The sequence below is a fragment of the Mesorhizobium sp. URHB0026 genome (assembly GCF_054059755.1).
On sequence record NZ_JBSSCN010000001.1, the window covers coordinates 1,763,735 to 1,778,518 of the forward strand.

Sequence of the window (14,784 nt, forward strand, 5' to 3'; positions counted from 1 at the left end):
CCGCACGAAAGTAATGGGACAAGCGCCAACTCACGCGGTTACGGCCTTGATCGCCGGATAGAGCGCGCGGTAGCGGTGATAGGCATCGGCGAAGGCGCCGCCAAGAGCTGCATCCGGCTCGATCGTGGCATCTGTCCTCGGCGCGGAGCACACGGCCAGCGGATCGGCGCCGGTCGCCGCGATCAGGCCCAGCCTGGCGGCACCGAAGGCAGCGCCGAAATCGCCGTCGGCGGGGATATCGACGGGCAATTGCAGCGCGGTTGCGATCGCCTTCAGCCAATAGCGCGAGCGCGAGCCGCCGCCGATCGCGGTCACGCGCGTCAAGGTCGTGCCGGCGGTTTTCAATGCTTCCAGGCTGTCGCCGAAGGCAAAGGCGACGCCTTCGAGCACGGCCTGTGTCAGCACGGCGCGGCCCGATTCATGCGCCAGGCCGGTGAACGAACCGCGAATGGCGGAATCATTGTGTGGCGTCCGCTCGCCCGAGAGATAGGGCAGGAAGGATACGCCGGTCGGCGCCTTCAGCGTCTCGCCGAGTTCGGATGTCAGTTCGCCCGCGCCCTTGCCCGTGATCTCCGACAGCCAGTTGAGCGAATCGGTCGCCGACAGGATGACGCCCATCTGATGCCAAGTGTTGGGCAGCGCATGGCAGAAGGTGTGCACCGCGCTGGCCGGGTTGGGCAGATAGGCGGCGTTGGCGGCAAACAGCACGCCCGATGTGCCGAGCGAGACAAACGCGTGGCCGGCCCCCACCGTGCCCATGCCGCAGGCGGACGCCGCATTGTCGCCGGCGCCGCCAGCCACCGGAGTGCCGGCCGCGATGCCCCACCGCGACGCGAGTTCGGCGCGCAGGGCACCAGCCTTCGCGGTGCCTTCGACCAGCGCTGGCATATGATTCTCGTGAAGCGATGTCGCGGCGAGCAGCTCCGCCGACCAGCGGCGCTTGCCGACATCGAGCCAGGATGTGCCGGCCGAATCCGACATTTCCGAAATGTGCTCGCCGGTCAACCAGAGCCGCAGGAAATCCTTGGGCAAAAGCACCTTTGCCACTTTGGCGAAGACAGCGGGCTCGTTGCTCTTCACCCAGGCGAGCTTGGGCGCGGTGAAGCCGGGAAAGACGATGTTGCCGGTGAGCGCGCGGAAGCGTGGATCGGCGTCCAGTGCCGCCGCCTCGACATGGCTGCGCGTATCGTTCCACAGAATGCAGGGGCGCAACACCTGATCGGCCGCATCGAGCAAGGTCGCGCCATGCATCTGGCCTGACAGGCCGATGCCCTTGATTGCCGCGAACTGCCCGGGATGTGCCGCCTTCAGTTCGGCGATCGCGTCTTCGCAGGCGCGTATCCAGTGCATGGGATCCTGTTCGGACCAGCCGGGATGAGGGCGAGAAACATCAAGCGTGCCATGGCCGGAGCCGATGACGCCCTGTCCGGCATCGATCAGCAGCGCCTTGACGCCCGATGTGCCCAGGTCGAGGCCGAGATACATGGTTTCCTCCCACGTTCTTATTTTTTTCGGAACCCGAAAAATATGTTGAGCCAGTTTTTAAGGCAAGATCCGCTCCGGGTCAATTCTCTGACAAATCGGCGGCGCGTCGCAAAAACAGCGCCGACAGCGGGCTGTCCGGGCGTGCAGTCGAACGCTCCGTCGTCAGCGCCCTGGCCAGCGCACCGTCGCCGACGCGCAGGGCGGCCTCTATCAGCGTCAGATCGATGACGTCGCGCTGCGCGTGGCTGCCGCCAAAGCGATGGGCGATGGCCCGGATCGGCCGGATCAGTCGGATGGTTTCGGCGTAGTTGCCCTCACCGAACGACTTGATCGCAAGCGTCAGGGGATGACCGACATCCCGCGTGAAAGCGGCATTGTCGTCACCGCCCAGCATCGCCTCGCGCTGTGCTTCGAGCAATGTCCGGGCCGGAGCATCGAGCCCGGCGCCGACAAAGGCCATCATCGCATGGGCGTCGTTGAAGGCATAGTTGGAGCCACTGGCCTTGGGCACCCAATTGGCGGCCAGCGCCGTCCAGCGGTCGCCGACATCGACGCCGCCGAGATGAAGCCGCCACAGGATCGCCGATGCATCGACCATGTTGAGCGCCAGCGTCGATCTGGCGCCGTAGATCGGCCCGTCATAGAGCGCCAGCACCTCGCCGGTCTCGCCGAGATCGTAGTGGAACAGCGCCAGATGCCACCAATTGTGTACCTGAAGGAAGCTTTCCTTGGTCCAGGCTTCGGGGTCGGTGCGCATCCAGGCGATGCCGTCCCTTTGCCGGCTTTGCATCTCCATCACATGCGCGACCGCATGTTGCGCCCACCCATCGCGCGGTTCGATTTCGACCGCCGTACGGCCGAGCCTTTCGGCCTGCGCATACTCAGCCATCTCTTCGAGCCCGAAGGCCTGCATGCCGAGGATCGCGTGGTAACCCGGCATGTCCGCCTGCCACGACGGCAGGGCGCGGGCGATGCGGTCGCGCAGCATGCGGGCGTTGCCGGTGAAGAAATCGACCTGGTGTCCGACCTGGAGCGCCACGGCGTCGAGCGGGAAATCGATCGCTATGTCCCGCAGAATGCCGGAGGCCTGATGCCAGTGTCCGTTGGCGAGGTTGCCGAGGGCAGAGACATGCGCCCGCTCGCGCGTTGTCGCGGCAAGCGGCAGCGCCGCCTCGTGGCAGGTCCTGGCCACGGCCGTCGCCTCCGGTTCGGTGGCAAGCCCGAAGAGGTAGCCCTTGAAGACATGCGCCATGACAAACCCGGGGTCCTGCGCGATGGCGCGATCGACGGATTTCACGGGATCGCCAATGAAGCACTGCAATTCGCGCACGGCCTGGCCGTAGGGCGCGAATCCCGCTTCCGTCGCGCCCGAAAATGCCAGGCCAAATGCGTCCCTGATGGCCACCGAGAGTTCCCTGGTCGAGGCCCGATGGGCATGATGCCCTCGGTCCAGCGTCATCTTAAAGCATAGGCTACAGCTACGCCATTTCACGAGTCGCGCCGCGGCTCCAGGTCGAGCTCGTTCGAGTTCGGCGGCGCTATCGTCGCCAAGGTGACGGACAAGGTCAGCATCTTCGCCACCGGCGACTACACCACCAACCTCGGCGGCGACGAACGCCGCATCCTCGCGGGCAATCTGGGCTTCAGCGTTAAACGATGAGGCCCTCCGGCCTCACCTGCGTCAGGACATCAATTGCCGGAACGCATCGCCACCGTGGCGATGCCGGCGCCGACCAGGAGCGTGCCGCCGGTGCGGTTGAAGATGCGGATCGCCTTGGGATTGCGCACCACGTCGCGGGCGCGTGCCGCGATCAGCGCGTAACCGAAGGCGTTGGCGAAAGCGAGCGCCAGGAAAGTCGTCTCGAAAATCAACATCTGCGTCCAGAAATCGGCATGCCGGTCGAGAAATTGCGGCAGGAAGGCGACGAAGAAGGTGATGCTCTTCGGGTTGAGCGCCGTGACCAGCCAGGCATGCGCCATCATCTTGGCCGACGACACCGCGTCGGTGCGTGGTTCGGCCTTCAGCGTGCCGCCGGCGCGGAACAGTTTCACGCCGAGATAAATCAGATAGCCGGCGCCGATCAGTTTCAGGATGGTGAAAACACCAGCCGAAGCCGCAAGCAGCGCGCCGATGCCCAGCATCGACAAGGTCATGGCGGTGAAGTCGCCGAGCGCCACGCCGACTGCCATCGGCAAAGCGGTGCGCCAGCCCTGGCCCAGCGCATAGGAGACGACTAGAAGGATTGTCGGGCCCGGGATAATGAGGAGGATGGTGGACGCGGCAGCGAAGGCGGCCCAGTTTTCGAAGGACATGCTCGTCTCCTTTGAGCTCAAGGAAGAGGATAAATCCTTGGCTCCCGAAGAATGTAAAGGGTCGAATCCTTGTTTTCGCGTATTGCGGCCGGACAACCCGCACGACCCTTACGGGACTGCGACGTCAATTGCGCCAGCGGCAGCTAGGCATCAGTTCGCGCCGCCCAGCATGCTCACGATATCGGCCAGGCTGACATTGGCCCGAGAACCGTGGCGGCCGCGACAATGGCGGCGCCAAAAAGCTTGATGGCGGTTTTCAACGTCCTGCACATGTTTAATGGCGGCCGCGCGGGAGGGCGGAGCGGCGCCTCGGCAAGGCGCAAACGCAAGCAGCGCAAGGCATTCACGCTTTATCAACCATGAATGATGAAAATGCCCGCTATCCGGCCGGACCGTGCTTCCCGCCGACAGCCTAGGGTTTGGGTATATGCGTGAGTTGCCACAAGGTCCGACGCCGCCACGAAACGGCGACGCAGTCGAAGCCGATCTTCTTCTCTCCCGCCGCGCCGTCCTGTCCGGGGCGGGCGCTTTGGCATTGCTCGGCGTCGCCGGCTGCTCGACCTCGGGTGGTGGCGGTCTGCCGGCGCTCCAGCTCGACGATACGGTCACCGGTTCGGTGCGGCCGATCCGGCCCTCGATCAGCGTCGACAAGAACATCACCAGCCCCGATGTCATGTATGCCTCCTTGACGGATAACGGCTTCAACGTGCCCGAGGTGCCCTATCTCAAGGTCAAGCCGGAGTTTCGCCGCCAGATCGTCGTCGATACGACCGGCGAGGCGCCCGGCACCATCGTCGTGCATCTCAAGGAACGCATGCTCTATCTTGTCCAGCCGGGTGGCGAAGCCATCCGCTACGGCGTCGGCATCGGCAAGGATGGGTTCCGCTGGTCCGGCCGCGCCAATATCCAGTACGGCAGGGAGTGGCCGACCTGGACGCCGCCGCCCGAAATGATCCAGCGCAAGCCGGAACTGGTGAAGTGGCAGGGCGGCCAGCCCGGCGGCCTGACCAATCCGCTCGGGGCGCGTGCGCTCTACATCTACCAGGACGGCAAGGATACCGGCTACCGCATCCATGGCTCTCCGGAATGGTGGAGCATCGGCCAGGCGATGTCGTCGGGCTGCGTGCGCCTGATTAACCAGGACATCATCGACCTCTACAGCAGGGTCTCGAAGAAAAACCCGGTCGTCGTCATGTGATCGTCCAGCCCTCCGTTTCTCCCGTTGCGCGATGCGGCAAGACAGGCCAAGGTGACCTGAAAACCATCGCCTAGAGCCGGATGGTTTCAGGTCCGTTCGACCCGAAATCCGAATCCGTCTCTTTCGGCGTCATGCTCTAGGGAGACATCAAGCATGGCCGGAACTTTCGTCATCGCGCAGGGCGGCGGCCCGACCGCCGTCATCAACCAGACGGTCGTGGGCGCCGCGCTGGAGATCCGCGGGCGCCATCCCGGCGCCAAGGTGCTGGGCTCCCTGCACGGCGTGCGCGGCATCCGTGACGGGAACTATGTCGACCTCTCCGCCATCCCGGAGGACCGGCTGCGGCTGATCGCCGGAACGCCGAGCGCCGCCCTCGGGTCGACGCGCGACAAGCCGGATGCCGCCTATTGCGAGGTCATCCTGAAGGGCCTGCGGAAGGCGGGCGCCGACGCCTTCATCTATATCGGCGGCAACGACACCTCGGGCACGCAGCAGATCCTGACCGATGCCGCCGGCGGCAAGATCGCTTTCGTCCATGCGCCGAAGACCATCGACAATGATCTCGAGGAAAACGACCATACGCCCGGCTTCATGTCCGCGGCCGAATTCGTCGCTGGCGCCTTCCTGTCCGTCGATCTCGATTTCCGCGCGCTTCCCGGCATCTATGTCGGCATCGTCATGGGCCGCCATGCCGGCTTCCTGACCGCAGCGTCGGCGGCCTGGCAGCTCGATTCCGACAGCGGCCCGCATCTGGTCTACGTCCCGGAGCGGCCGTTCTCCGCCGCCGGTTTCATCGACGACGTGCGCGCCACGCTCGACCGCCACAAGCGCTGCATCGTCGCCGTGTCGGAAGGCGTCAGCACCGCCGACGGCAAGGCGCTGGTCGAAAGCCTGGTGCCGGCGGACAAGCTCGAGCGCGATCAGCACGGCAACGTCAAACTCTCGGGCAGCGACCTGCCGGCGGCGCTCGAACGGGCATTGGCCGAGGGGCTGCCGGGCAAGCGTGCCCGCGTCGATGCACTCGGCTACATGCCGCGCGGCTACGTCGGCTCCATCAGCGCGGTCGATGCGCAGGAGGCCTTCGATGCCGGCGCCTTCGCCGTCACTGTGGCCGAACAGGGTGGCGGCTCGGTGGCGCTGCAATATGATGGCAGCAAGATAGTGCTGAAGAAGGTGCCGCTGAAGAACGTCGCCGGCAAGACCCGCCACATGCCCGACGATTTCATGAAGCCCGACGCCAACCAACTGTCCGAGGCCGGCATGGCCTATCTCAAGCGGCTGGTGCCGGAAAAATACAAGGTCGGAAAGCCGTTCGTCTGATGCCGGGTTCGCTGATGCCCGGCTCACACTTGATGCCCGGCTCACACCTGATGCCCGGCTCACACCTGATGGATAACTGGTTCTCCAAGCGCATCGTCGACGACAGGACGACGATGCTGACCGAACCGTTCGTGCACGACTATGTGCGCGCCAATATCTGGCATTTCACCGGCCGCGACGCCGACCTTCTGGTCGACACCGGGATGGGCATCTGTCCGCTTGCGCCGGAGATAAGGACGCCTGAAGGCAAGCCGCTTCTGGTCGTCGCCACCCATATCCACCTCGACCATGTCGGCTCGCTGCACGAATTTCCGCTGCGGGCTGGGCCAAGGATGAGCGCGGCGCAATTCGAGAGCATGGATGAGGCCGCGACTTACGCTTACATGTTCCACGATCTAGAGGGCGCCGTTTCGAAATTGCCGGCGCCTGGCTGGAAGTCGGCCGACTATGCGATAGCGCCGGCGCCGTTGACGCGCATGCTGGACGAAGGCGACGTGGTCGATCTCGGCGACCGGCAATTTCGGGTGCTGCATCTCCCCGGACATTCGCCGGATTCGATCGCGCTGTTCGATGAGGCCAACGGTCTGTTGTTCAGCGGCGACGCTATCTATGACGACACGCTGATCGACGACTTGCCGGATTCCGACCGGGAGGCCTATGGCAACACGATGCGCCGGCTGCTCGACCTGCCGATCCGCATCGGCCTTGGCGGCCACGGCCCGAGCTTCGACGGCGCACGCATGCGCGAAATCGCGTCGGCCTATCTGCGGTCCGTAAGCGCACTCTGAATTAAATCTTCGTAAGGTTGGGCTAAAACCCTAAATCGCGCAGATCGGCGCCCTAGATAGTTGTGGTCGATCCGGCCGGCCGCCATGCGTGGCGAGGCAGGCAACCCAGGCCGTCGACACGCTGATGGGCACTTCTCCTAGAAGACCCGCGGGCGCGGATCAACCCCTCGCCCGGACAGAACGACCATGTCAAACCTGAGCATTCTTGGTAGGCATCGCGTCGCCGCCCTGCTGGGCGCCGCGCTGCTGGTTTCTCCCTTTGTCGTCTCATTCGCCGACAGCGCGAACGGCGTCGGCACGGGCAACACGGTTGCAACGACGCAGACCCCCGTTGCCGGGACCACGGCCCCGAGCGGTTCGTTGGCGCCGATCGTGGCCACAACCAAGCCGGCCGTCGTGACCGTGACCACGGTCATGAAGGGACAGCCCGAGGTAATGAACGAAGCGTCGCCCTTCGATGGCACCTCGCCCTTCGATGACTACTTCCGCCAATACTTCGGCGATCAGGGCATGCCCACTCCCAAGACGCCTCCGCAACAGCGGTCGCCGCGAGCCGAAGCGCTCGGTTCGGGCTTCATCGTCGGTGCCGACGGCACCATCGTCACCAACAACCATGTCGTCGACGGCGCTTCCTCGATAAAGGTCACGCTCGACGACGGCACGGAGCTCCCGGCCAAGCTGGTCGGTCACGATGCCAAGAACGACCTCGCCGTGCTGAAGATTAACGCCGGCAAGTCGCTGCCAACCGTGAAATGGGGCGACTCCAACAAGCTCATGACAGGTGATCAGGTGCTGGCGATCGGCAATCCGTTCGGCATCGGCACCACGGTAACGGCCGGTATCGTCTCGGCGCGGGGCCGCGACCTGCATAGCGGGCCGTTCGACGATTTCATCCAGATCGACGCGCCGATCAATCACGGCAATTCCGGCGGCCCGCTGGTGGACGTCAATGGGAGCGTCGTCGGCATCAACACGGCGATCTATTCGCCCAATGGCGGCAGCGTCGGTGTCGGTTTCGCCATTCCGTCGGACCAGGCTGAGAGGGTGGTCGCCAAGCTGATGAAGGGCGGCAACATCGAATACGGCTATCTCGGCGTCGAGATCCAGCCCGTCACCCCGGATGTGGCAGGCGCCATCGGACTGGATCATCCCGGCGGAGCCTTGGTCTCGCAGGTCAATGACGGCTCGCCCGCGGCCAAGGCCGGCGTCGAGACCGGTGACGTCATCACCGGCTTCGCCGGACAGGACGTCAAGGATCCCAAGGACCTGTCACGAGCCGTCGCCGACGTTGCGCCGGGTGCCAAGGAGAGACTGGATGTCTGGCGCAAGGGCAAGGCCGTGCAGATCTCGGTGGAGGTCGGGCGCAACAGCGACGACGCGAAAACGGCCTCGACGGATGACTCCAGCGCGCCGGGCACCGAGCAGGGTTCCCGCGTGCCGGCCGTTGGCCTAGGCTTGATGGATATCACGCCGGACATCCGCCAGCAGATGAACCTCCCCGAGAACGAGCACGGTGCGGTGGTTGCGAGCGTCAATCCCGACAAGCCGGCGGCGACTGCTGGCATCCAACCGGGCGATGTCATCGTCGCCGTCAACCAGGCTCCGGTGAAGAGTGCGAAGCAGGTGACCCAAGCGATTGCTCAAGCCGGCAAATCCGGACGCAAATCGGTGCTGCTTCTGGTGGAGCGTGGCGACACCCAGATCTATGTCGCCGTGCCGTTCGCCAATGGCTGACACATGAACAGCGGCGTGGCGGGCTTGTGGACGAGCCCGCCAAGCTGGGTTCTATCTGTTACAACTTGCGCAGCGCCACTTCCTCGATCAGATGGTCGGCGCCCTTGCGCAGGATCAAGTCGGCGCGGGCGCGCGTCGGCAAGATGTTTTCGCGCAGGTTCTTCAGGTTGATGTTGGTCCACAGGCCCTCGGCGATCGCCTTGGCCGCATCCTCCGACAGCTGCGAATAGCGATGGAAGAAGGAGTCCGGATCGCGGAAGGCGGTCTCGCGCAGCCGCATGAAGCGGGAAATATACCAATTGTGGATCAGCTTCTCGTCGGCGTCGATGTAGATGGCGAAGTCGAAAAAGTCCGACAGGAAGGGCACGATCTTGCCGTCCTGTGGCAGCTTGCCCGGCTGCAGCACGTTGATGCCTTCGAAGATCAGGATGTCGGGCCTGTCGATGGTGACGAACTCGCCGGGGATGACGTCATAGGTGAGGTGCGAATAGACCGGCGCGCGGACATCGGGCAACGCCGACTTGATGCCAGAGAGGAAACGCAGCAGCGCGCCGACATCGTAGCTGTCGGGGAAACCCTTGCGCTCCATCAGGTTTTCGCGGCGCAGCACCTCGTTGGGCAGCAGAAAGCCGTCCGTGGTGATGAGGTCGACCTTGGGGCTCGACGGCCATCGCGCCAGAAGTTCCTTCAGCACGCGCGCCGTGGTCGATTTGCCGACCGCGACAGAACCGGCAATGCCGATGATGAACGGCGTCTTGGCCACGTCGACGGCGTTGAAGAAGGCCTGGCGCTGCCGGAACAGAAGCTGGCTCGCCTCGACATGCGCCGACAAAAGCCGCGACAAGGACAGATAGATGCGCTTGACCTCTTCGAGGTCGACCGGGTCGTTGAGCGAACGCAGGCGGCGGAACTCGTCCTCACTCAGCGTCAGCGGTGTATCGGCGCGGAATCGCGACCATTGCTCGGCCGAGAAGAAGCGAAACGGAGAATATTTCTCGGTTGGCGCGAGCTGATCCATCGAGATACCTGCCCTTCCTCCCGATCAGCCCTTGGGCCGCGACGCCTTCTCGGCGATGCCCGAACGCCCGGTACGGGCTTCGAGCTCCTTGAGCACGTCGTTCAACGGAACACCCGAGATGCCGAGAACGACAAGCCAATGATATATAAGATCGGCACTTTCGGAAACGAGACCCTGTTTGTCGCCCTTCACGGCGGCGATCACGGTCTCGACCGCCTCCTCGCCGAGCTTCTGCGCCGCCTTGTCGATGCCCTGGGCGTAAAGCTTGGCCGTCCATGAATCCGGATCGCCGGAATGGGCGCGGTGGCTGACGATTTTTTCCAGGTCGGAGAGCGAAAACTCGGCCATGTCGGTCTATCTTCTTGTTTAAGCCGGATTTTTCCCGAAGTCGGCTTCGGGAGCATGCTCTAGGACCTGTTGCCCAGCGAGTCCAGCCGCATCGGCAGGCCGGCCCCGGCCATATGCGCCTTGGCTTCGGCGATGGTGTAGGTGCCGAAATGGAAGATGGAGGCCGCCAGCACAGCCCCCGCATGGCCGTCGCGAATGCCTTCGACCATGTGGTCGAGCGTGCCGACGCCACCCGATGCGATGACCGGCGCGCGCACCGCGTCCGACACCGCGCGGGTCAGCGCGATGTCGTAGCCGGCCTTGGTGCCGTCGCGGTCCATCGAGGTCAACAGGATCTCGCCGGCACCACGATGGACCATTTTCCGCGCGAATTCCACGGCGTCGATGCCGGTCTTCTCCCGCCCGCCATGAGTGAAGATCTCCCAGCGGTCGGCCTCGCCAGGACCGGAGACTTTCTTGGCGTCGATGGCGACGACGATGCATTGGTTGCCGAACTTGTCGGCGGCTTCGGCGACGAAATCAGGGTTCTTCACCGCCGCCGTGTTGATCGACACCTTGTCGGCCCCGGCCAACAGCAATTTTCGGATGTCGGCCACCTGGCGCACACCGCCGCCGACGGTCAGCGGCATGAAGCATTGTTCCGCGGTGCGGGCGATGACGTCGAAGATGGTCTCGCGATTGTCCGACGAAGCGGTGATGTCAAGAAAGCAAAGCTCGTCGGCGCCGGCGGCATCATAGGCCTTGGCTGCCTCCACCGGATCGCCGGCGTCGATGAGGTCGACGAAATTGACGCCCTTGACGATACGGCCGTCCTTGACGTCGAGGCAAGGGATGACGCGGGCTTTCAGCATCAGCGGCCCTCTATCGTGGCAAGCAGATCGTTGAGCAGCTGCCCGACCAGCGGCGGCACATCGGCCTGGGCATCGAAGGCTGGATCGTAAGCGGAAACGGTGATGCCGACGACCGGCACCGCAAGCGCCATGGCGCAGGCCGCGTCGCGCAGCTGCTCCGGGTTCGGCCCGCCTGATGTGACGTAGCGATTGGCCTGCAGCGCCTTGGGATCATGCACGTCGAGATCGAGATGCATGTGCACGCTGTTGGCGCCGGCGGCCTTCAGTTTTTCCGTCGCTTGCGCCACGCCGGGACATTCCATCCGGATGACGGGCAATGTTTTGAGTAGTTTTTCCTCCGCCGGATCGAGATCACGGGCGTTGAGGAGCACGCAGCGCGCGGGATCGATCGGCCTGAAGCCGGGAATGGCCGCCGCCATCGGACGCCAGCACAGGCCGAGCACCGTCGACAGCGCCATGCCGTCGAGAAAGCCGTAGACGGACGTCTCGGGCGTGTTGAGGTCACCGTGCTGGTCGGCCCAGATGATGGCGTCGGCGCCTTCGCCGGCGACGGCGCCGGCCGACGTCAGGCAGTTTCCGGCCAGCACGATGGGAAACCGCCCCCTGTCGCGGGCCATGCGGACCTCGCCCGAGACGGCGTTGCAGACGGCAAAACCCGTGGCGATCTCACGCTCCTGGCCGTCGCCGACCCTGCCGATATCCTCGACCATGACGTCATGGCCGGCAAGGGTCAGGGCATCGACGAGCCCGCCCGATATCAGCGCGTCGGGCCCCTGGCCCATGCCGCCATGATAGTGACCGCTGTCATAGGAGGCCAGGATGAGCGAAACTTTCATGACCGCGGCTCCATCGCCGGCCGGCCGCGCAGGATCGCCAGCGCCTCCGCGGGATCGATGCGGCCGTCATAGAGGGCGCGGCCCGAGATCGCGCCTTCGAGTTTTTGCGCGTCGGGCATGGTCATGCGCACGATGTCGGCGATCGAAGCCAGCCCGCCCGAGGCGATGACCGGGATCGACACCGCGTCGGCGAGGTCGATGGTGGCGTCCCAGTTGATGCCGGTCAGCACGCCGTCGCGGTCGATGTCGGTGTAGATGATGGCAGCGACGCCGGCGCCTTCGAATTTCCTCGCCAGTTCGATAACGCCGAGGCTCGAGGCTTCCGCCCAGCCTTCGACCGCTACCTTGCCGCCCTTGGCGTCGATGCCGACCGCGACCTTGCCCGGAAACGCTTTGCAAGCCTGCCTGACCAGATCGGGATCGCGCACCGCCACCGTGCCGAGGATGACGCGGGCCAGTCCACGGTCGAGCCAGTCCTCGATCTGCTCCAGCGTGCGAATGCCGCCGCCGAGCTGCACCGGGCTCTTGGTCGCCTTCAGGATGGCTCCGACCGCGGCGCTGTTGACGCTCTGGCCCCGGAAGGCGCCGTTCAAGTCGACGACATGCAGCCACTCGAAGCCCTGCTCTTCAAAGGCTTTTGCCTGCGCGGCGGGGTCATCATTGTAGATCGTCGCGGTCGCCATATCGCCGTGCTTCAGCCGCACGCATTGGCCGTCCTTGAGGTCGATGGCTGGAAACAGGATCACTCAGGCACCCTCGACGATCGCGAAATGTCCGCTCGAAGCCGCCAGCCTGTTCTGCAACGCTGTCTGGTAGGCTGGGGATCGATAGCAGCTGAGCGCGGTTTCATAAGAGTCGAACTCGACCACCACCTGCCTGTCAAATTCCGACCTTCGGGATTGGTCACTTGTCCGCCCCGCACGAGATAGCGGCCTCCGAAAGACGAAACCGCGTCGCCGATGGCGTCGCGGTAGCGCTGATACCCTTCCGGGTCTGTCACCGTCAGCATCACCAGCCAGTAGCCCTTCTTGCTCATGGTTCAGGGCCTCCAGCGCAGGAAATTGGTGATCAGCGCCAGGCCCAGCGCCTGGCTCTTCTCAGGATGGAACTGCGTGCCGGCGAGATTGTCACGGGCGACCGTGGCCGTCACCGGACCCCCATAGTCGGCGACCGCAAGGACCTCGTCCGGCTTTCTTGCGTCGAGATGGTAGGAGTGGACGAAATAGGCATGCAGTCCCGTCTCGCCGGTCGGAATGCCGGAGAACAATGGGTGCTTATGCCTCAATTCGATCGTGTTCCAGCCGATCTGCGGGATCTTCAGCGCCGGATCGGAAGGCGTGATCTCCTTGACGTCGCCCGATATCCAGCCGAACCCGTTGCTGACGGTCTTTTCGAGGCCGCGGTCGGACATCAGCTGCATGCCGACGCAAATTCCCAGGAAAGGCCGGCCCTTGGCGATGGCGACGTCCTCGACCGCCTCCCACATGCCTTCCACGGCGCGCAGGCCGGCCGCGCAATCGGCGTAAGCGCCGACGCCGGGCAGGACGATGCGGTCCGCGGTGCGCACCCGGTCGGCATCGGCAGTCAGGTCGATCTCGGCCGCGATACCGGCCTCGCGCGCGGCGCGCTCGAAGGCCTTGGTGGCCGAGCGCAGATTGCCCGAGCCGTAATCGATGATCGCAACCCGCATCTCAGCGCCGCCCCGGAATGTGGGTCAGCCCCAGCGCCATGCCCGGCTGCGCAGGGCGCGCCAAAGCGGCATCTGGAACGATGCGCGGCGCGGGTGCTGCTTCGTCCGAAAGCCCTTCGACCTCAAGGGCATAGCGCATGTCGGCGTCGCTGAGCCAGCCGGCCTCGACGACGCCCCACTCATGCCAGCCGCGGCGGCGCAGCGCCGCGATGCGCAAGCCCTGGCCTTCCAGCCCGACGTAGAGCGAGACGAGCAGCGACAAAAGCGAGCCGCCAACACCAAGGCCAAGTCTCTGGCCAAGCATCGAGAGCACGCCCATGACGACAAAGGCGAGCGCCGCTTCGACCCACAGCCGGTGACAGGCAAGCCACAGCGGCGGCACCAGCAGGCCGAGCCAGGTGAAGCCGTCGCGGACGAAGGTCGTCGTGTCGACTTTCTCGCTGCGGCCAGGTGGCTCCATCACGACATAGGCGGTCATGAGGCTATCCCTTCAAAGAACCCTTGGTGGAGGGAACCGCGTCAGGCTGGCGCGGATCGCGCTCCAGCGCGGCGCGCAACGCGCGAGCCACCGCCTTGAAGCAGGTCTCGGCGATATGATGGTTGTTTGCGCCGTAATGGTTGGTGACATGCAGCGTGATGCCGGCGTTCTGCGCCAGCGCCTGGAAGAATTCGCGCACCAGTTCGGTGTCGAAGGTGCCGATCTTGGGCGACGAGAACGAGACGTTCCAGACCAGGAAGGGGCGGCCCGACACGTCGATCGCCGCGCGCGTCAGCGTCTCGTCCATGGCAAGGTCGATCGAGGCGTAGCGCATGATGCCGCGCCGCTCGCCCAGGGCCCTGGTCAGGGCCTGGCCGAGCGCGATGCCGGTGTCCTCGACCGTGTGGTGGTCGTCTATATGCAGGTCGCCCGTCGTCCTGACGGTCATGTCGATCAGGGAATGGCGGGAAAGCTGGTCCAGCATATGGTCGAAGAAGCCGACGCCGGTAGCGATGTCCGATTTGCCGGAGCCGTCGACATGGATCGACACGGAGATGTCGGTTTCCCCAGTCTTGCGGCTTGCATCGGCGGAACGAGGCGCCATCACTCTATCCTTGTGCCAGTGGTTCAGATCGTGACCAGTTCACGGGTCTCAAGCGCTCGCCGGCTTGAAAACGAGAGCCTTCTAGCAGCATGATGCCGGCGATTGCCAGTTGCGATCCCGG

General features: G+C 64.7%; 15 protein-coding genes and 1 pseudogene. 4 read left to right on the forward strand and 12 right to left on the reverse strand.

Going from position 1 to position 14,784, the window contains the following annotated elements:
- Positions 1 to 30 precede the first annotated feature (30 nt).
- The 3 genes from xylB to ACVWWD_RS08935 all read right to left on the reverse strand — a co-directional run bounded on the left by xylB (position 31) and on the right by ACVWWD_RS08935 (position 3,798).
- Entirely contained in the window at positions 31 to 1,485 is a 1,455-nt protein-coding gene (gene xylB, locus ACVWWD_RS08925; protein WP_352546384.1) for a xylulokinase, read from the reverse strand.
- Between the two features lie 79 nt (positions 1,486 to 1,564).
- The gene (locus ACVWWD_RS08930; RefSeq protein ID WP_352546385.1) at positions 1,565 to 2,890 is read right to left on the reverse strand and encodes a tetratricopeptide repeat protein; all 1,326 of its coding nucleotides are present in this window, start codon (positions 2,888 to 2,890) and stop codon (positions 1,565 to 1,567) included.
- Positions 2,891 to 3,174: 284 nt separating this feature from the next.
- Positions 3,175 to 3,798 carry a LysE family translocator gene (locus tag ACVWWD_RS08935; RefSeq protein WP_352546386.1) on the reverse strand — a complete coding sequence of 208 codons (624 nt, stop codon included), beginning with the start codon at positions 3,796 to 3,798 and terminating at the stop codon, positions 3,175 to 3,177.
- Between the two features lie 427 nt (positions 3,799 to 4,225).
- Between ACVWWD_RS08935 and ACVWWD_RS08940 the strand changes: the two genes are divergently transcribed.
- The 4 genes from ACVWWD_RS08940 to ACVWWD_RS08955 all read left to right on the forward strand — a co-directional run bounded on the left by ACVWWD_RS08940 (position 4,226) and on the right by ACVWWD_RS08955 (position 8,838).
- The gene (locus ACVWWD_RS08940; protein ID WP_352546387.1) at positions 4,226 to 4,996 is read left to right on the forward strand and encodes a L,D-transpeptidase; all 771 of its coding nucleotides are present in this window, start codon (positions 4,226 to 4,228) and stop codon (positions 4,994 to 4,996) included.
- A 153-nt stretch (positions 4,997 to 5,149) separates the two neighbouring features.
- On the forward strand, positions 5,150 to 6,316 hold the full coding sequence (locus ACVWWD_RS08945) for a diphosphate--fructose-6-phosphate 1-phosphotransferase (RefSeq protein WP_023781905.1): 1,167 nt from the start codon (positions 5,150 to 5,152) through the stop codon (positions 6,314 to 6,316).
- A gap of 68 nt (positions 6,317 to 6,384) precedes the next feature.
- Complete coding sequence (locus tag ACVWWD_RS08950) at positions 6,385 to 7,104, forward strand: MBL fold metallo-hydrolase (protein WP_031251954.1); 720 nt, start codon at positions 6,385 to 6,387, stop codon at positions 7,102 to 7,104.
- Positions 7,105 to 7,290: 186 nt separating this feature from the next.
- Complete coding sequence (locus ACVWWD_RS08955; RefSeq protein ID WP_352546388.1) at positions 7,291 to 8,838, forward strand: DegQ family serine endoprotease; 1,548 nt, start codon at positions 7,291 to 7,293, stop codon at positions 8,836 to 8,838.
- A gap of 58 nt (positions 8,839 to 8,896) precedes the next feature.
- Here ACVWWD_RS08955 and coaA read toward each other — a convergent pair whose 3' ends face one another.
- The 9 genes and pseudogenes from coaA to hisB form a co-directional block, all read right to left on the reverse strand.
- Positions 8,897 to 9,856, reverse strand: coding sequence for a type I pantothenate kinase (gene coaA / locus ACVWWD_RS08960; RefSeq protein ID WP_023772139.1), 960 nt, complete (start codon positions 9,854 to 9,856; stop codon positions 8,897 to 8,899).
- Between the two features lie 24 nt (positions 9,857 to 9,880).
- A complete protein-coding gene (locus ACVWWD_RS08965; protein ID WP_023772140.1) occupies positions 9,881 to 10,204 on the reverse strand; it encodes a phosphoribosyl-ATP diphosphatase in 324 nt (107 codons plus the stop codon).
- A 59-nt stretch (positions 10,205 to 10,263) separates the two neighbouring features.
- Positions 10,264 to 11,055 (reverse strand): imidazole glycerol phosphate synthase subunit HisF, encoded by a 792-nt coding sequence (hisF, locus tag ACVWWD_RS08970; protein WP_031240296.1) that lies wholly within the window; start codon positions 11,053 to 11,055, stop codon positions 10,264 to 10,266.
- The gene (locus ACVWWD_RS08975) at positions 11,055 to 11,891 is read right to left on the reverse strand and encodes an arginase family protein (protein WP_457103030.1); all 837 of its coding nucleotides are present in this window, start codon (positions 11,889 to 11,891) and stop codon (positions 11,055 to 11,057) included. Before ACVWWD_RS08975 ends, hisF begins: the two co-directional genes overlap by 1 nt.
- On the reverse strand, positions 11,888 to 12,637 hold the full coding sequence (gene hisA, locus ACVWWD_RS08980) for a 1-(5-phosphoribosyl)-5-[(5-phosphoribosylamino)methylideneamino]imidazole-4-carboxamide isomerase (protein WP_023781899.1): 750 nt from the start codon (positions 12,635 to 12,637) through the stop codon (positions 11,888 to 11,890). Before hisA ends, ACVWWD_RS08975 begins: the two co-directional genes overlap by 4 nt.
- Positions 12,638 to 12,927 (reverse strand): annotated as a pseudogene (locus ACVWWD_RS08985) (DUF1330 domain-containing protein).
- A 3-nt stretch (positions 12,928 to 12,930) separates the two neighbouring features.
- Complete coding sequence (gene hisH / locus ACVWWD_RS08990) at positions 12,931 to 13,581, reverse strand: imidazole glycerol phosphate synthase subunit HisH (protein WP_352546390.1); 651 nt, start codon at positions 13,579 to 13,581, stop codon at positions 12,931 to 12,933.
- A 1-nt stretch (position 13,582) separates the two neighbouring features.
- Entirely contained in the window at positions 13,583 to 14,059 is a 477-nt protein-coding gene (locus ACVWWD_RS08995) for a DUF2628 domain-containing protein (protein ID WP_023772146.1), read from the reverse strand.
- A gap of 4 nt (positions 14,060 to 14,063) precedes the next feature.
- A complete protein-coding gene (hisB, locus tag ACVWWD_RS09000) occupies positions 14,064 to 14,663 on the reverse strand; it encodes an imidazoleglycerol-phosphate dehydratase HisB (protein ID WP_352546391.1) in 600 nt (199 codons plus the stop codon).
- Positions 14,664 to 14,784 lie beyond the last annotated feature (121 nt).

Excerpts from the sequence above, each read along its gene's own strand:
- xylB (WP_352546384.1), bottom strand. The coding sequence starts at position 1,485 with ATGTATCTCGGCCTCGACCTGGGCACATCGGGCGTCAAGGCGCTGCTG.
- ACVWWD_RS08935 (WP_352546386.1), bottom strand. The coding sequence starts at position 3,798 with ATGTCCTTCGAAAACTGGGCCGCCTTCGCTGCCGCGTCCACCATCCTC.
- ACVWWD_RS08940 (WP_352546387.1), top strand. The coding sequence starts at position 4,226 with ATGCGTGAGTTGCCACAAGGTCCGACGCCGCCACGAAACGGCGACGCA.
- ACVWWD_RS08945 (WP_023781905.1), top strand. The coding sequence starts at position 5,150 with ATGGCCGGAACTTTCGTCATCGCGCAGGGCGGCGGCCCGACCGCCGTC.
- ACVWWD_RS08950 (WP_031251954.1), top strand. The coding sequence starts at position 6,385 with ATGGATAACTGGTTCTCCAAGCGCATCGTCGACGACAGGACGACGATG.
- ACVWWD_RS08955 (WP_352546388.1), top strand. The coding sequence starts at position 7,291 with ATGTCAAACCTGAGCATTCTTGGTAGGCATCGCGTCGCCGCCCTGCTG.
- coaA (WP_023772139.1), bottom strand. The coding sequence starts at position 9,856 with ATGGATCAGCTCGCGCCAACCGAGAAATATTCTCCGTTTCGCTTCTTC.
- ACVWWD_RS08965 (WP_023772140.1), bottom strand. The coding sequence starts at position 10,204 with ATGGCCGAGTTTTCGCTCTCCGACCTGGAAAAAATCGTCAGCCACCGC.
- hisF (WP_031240296.1), bottom strand. The coding sequence starts at position 11,055 with ATGCTGAAAGCCCGCGTCATCCCTTGCCTCGACGTCAAGGACGGCCGT.
- ACVWWD_RS08975 (WP_457103030.1), bottom strand. The coding sequence starts at position 11,891 with ATGAAAGTTTCGCTCATCCTGGCCTCCTATGACAGCGGTCACTATCAT.
- hisH (WP_352546390.1), bottom strand. The coding sequence starts at position 13,581 with ATGCGGGTTGCGATCATCGATTACGGCTCGGGCAATCTGCGCTCGGCC.
- ACVWWD_RS08995 (WP_023772146.1), bottom strand. The coding sequence starts at position 14,059 with ATGACCGCCTATGTCGTGATGGAGCCACCTGGCCGCAGCGAGAAAGTC.
- hisB (WP_352546391.1), bottom strand. The coding sequence starts at position 14,663 with ATGGCGCCTCGTTCCGCCGATGCAAGCCGCAAGACTGGGGAAACCGAC.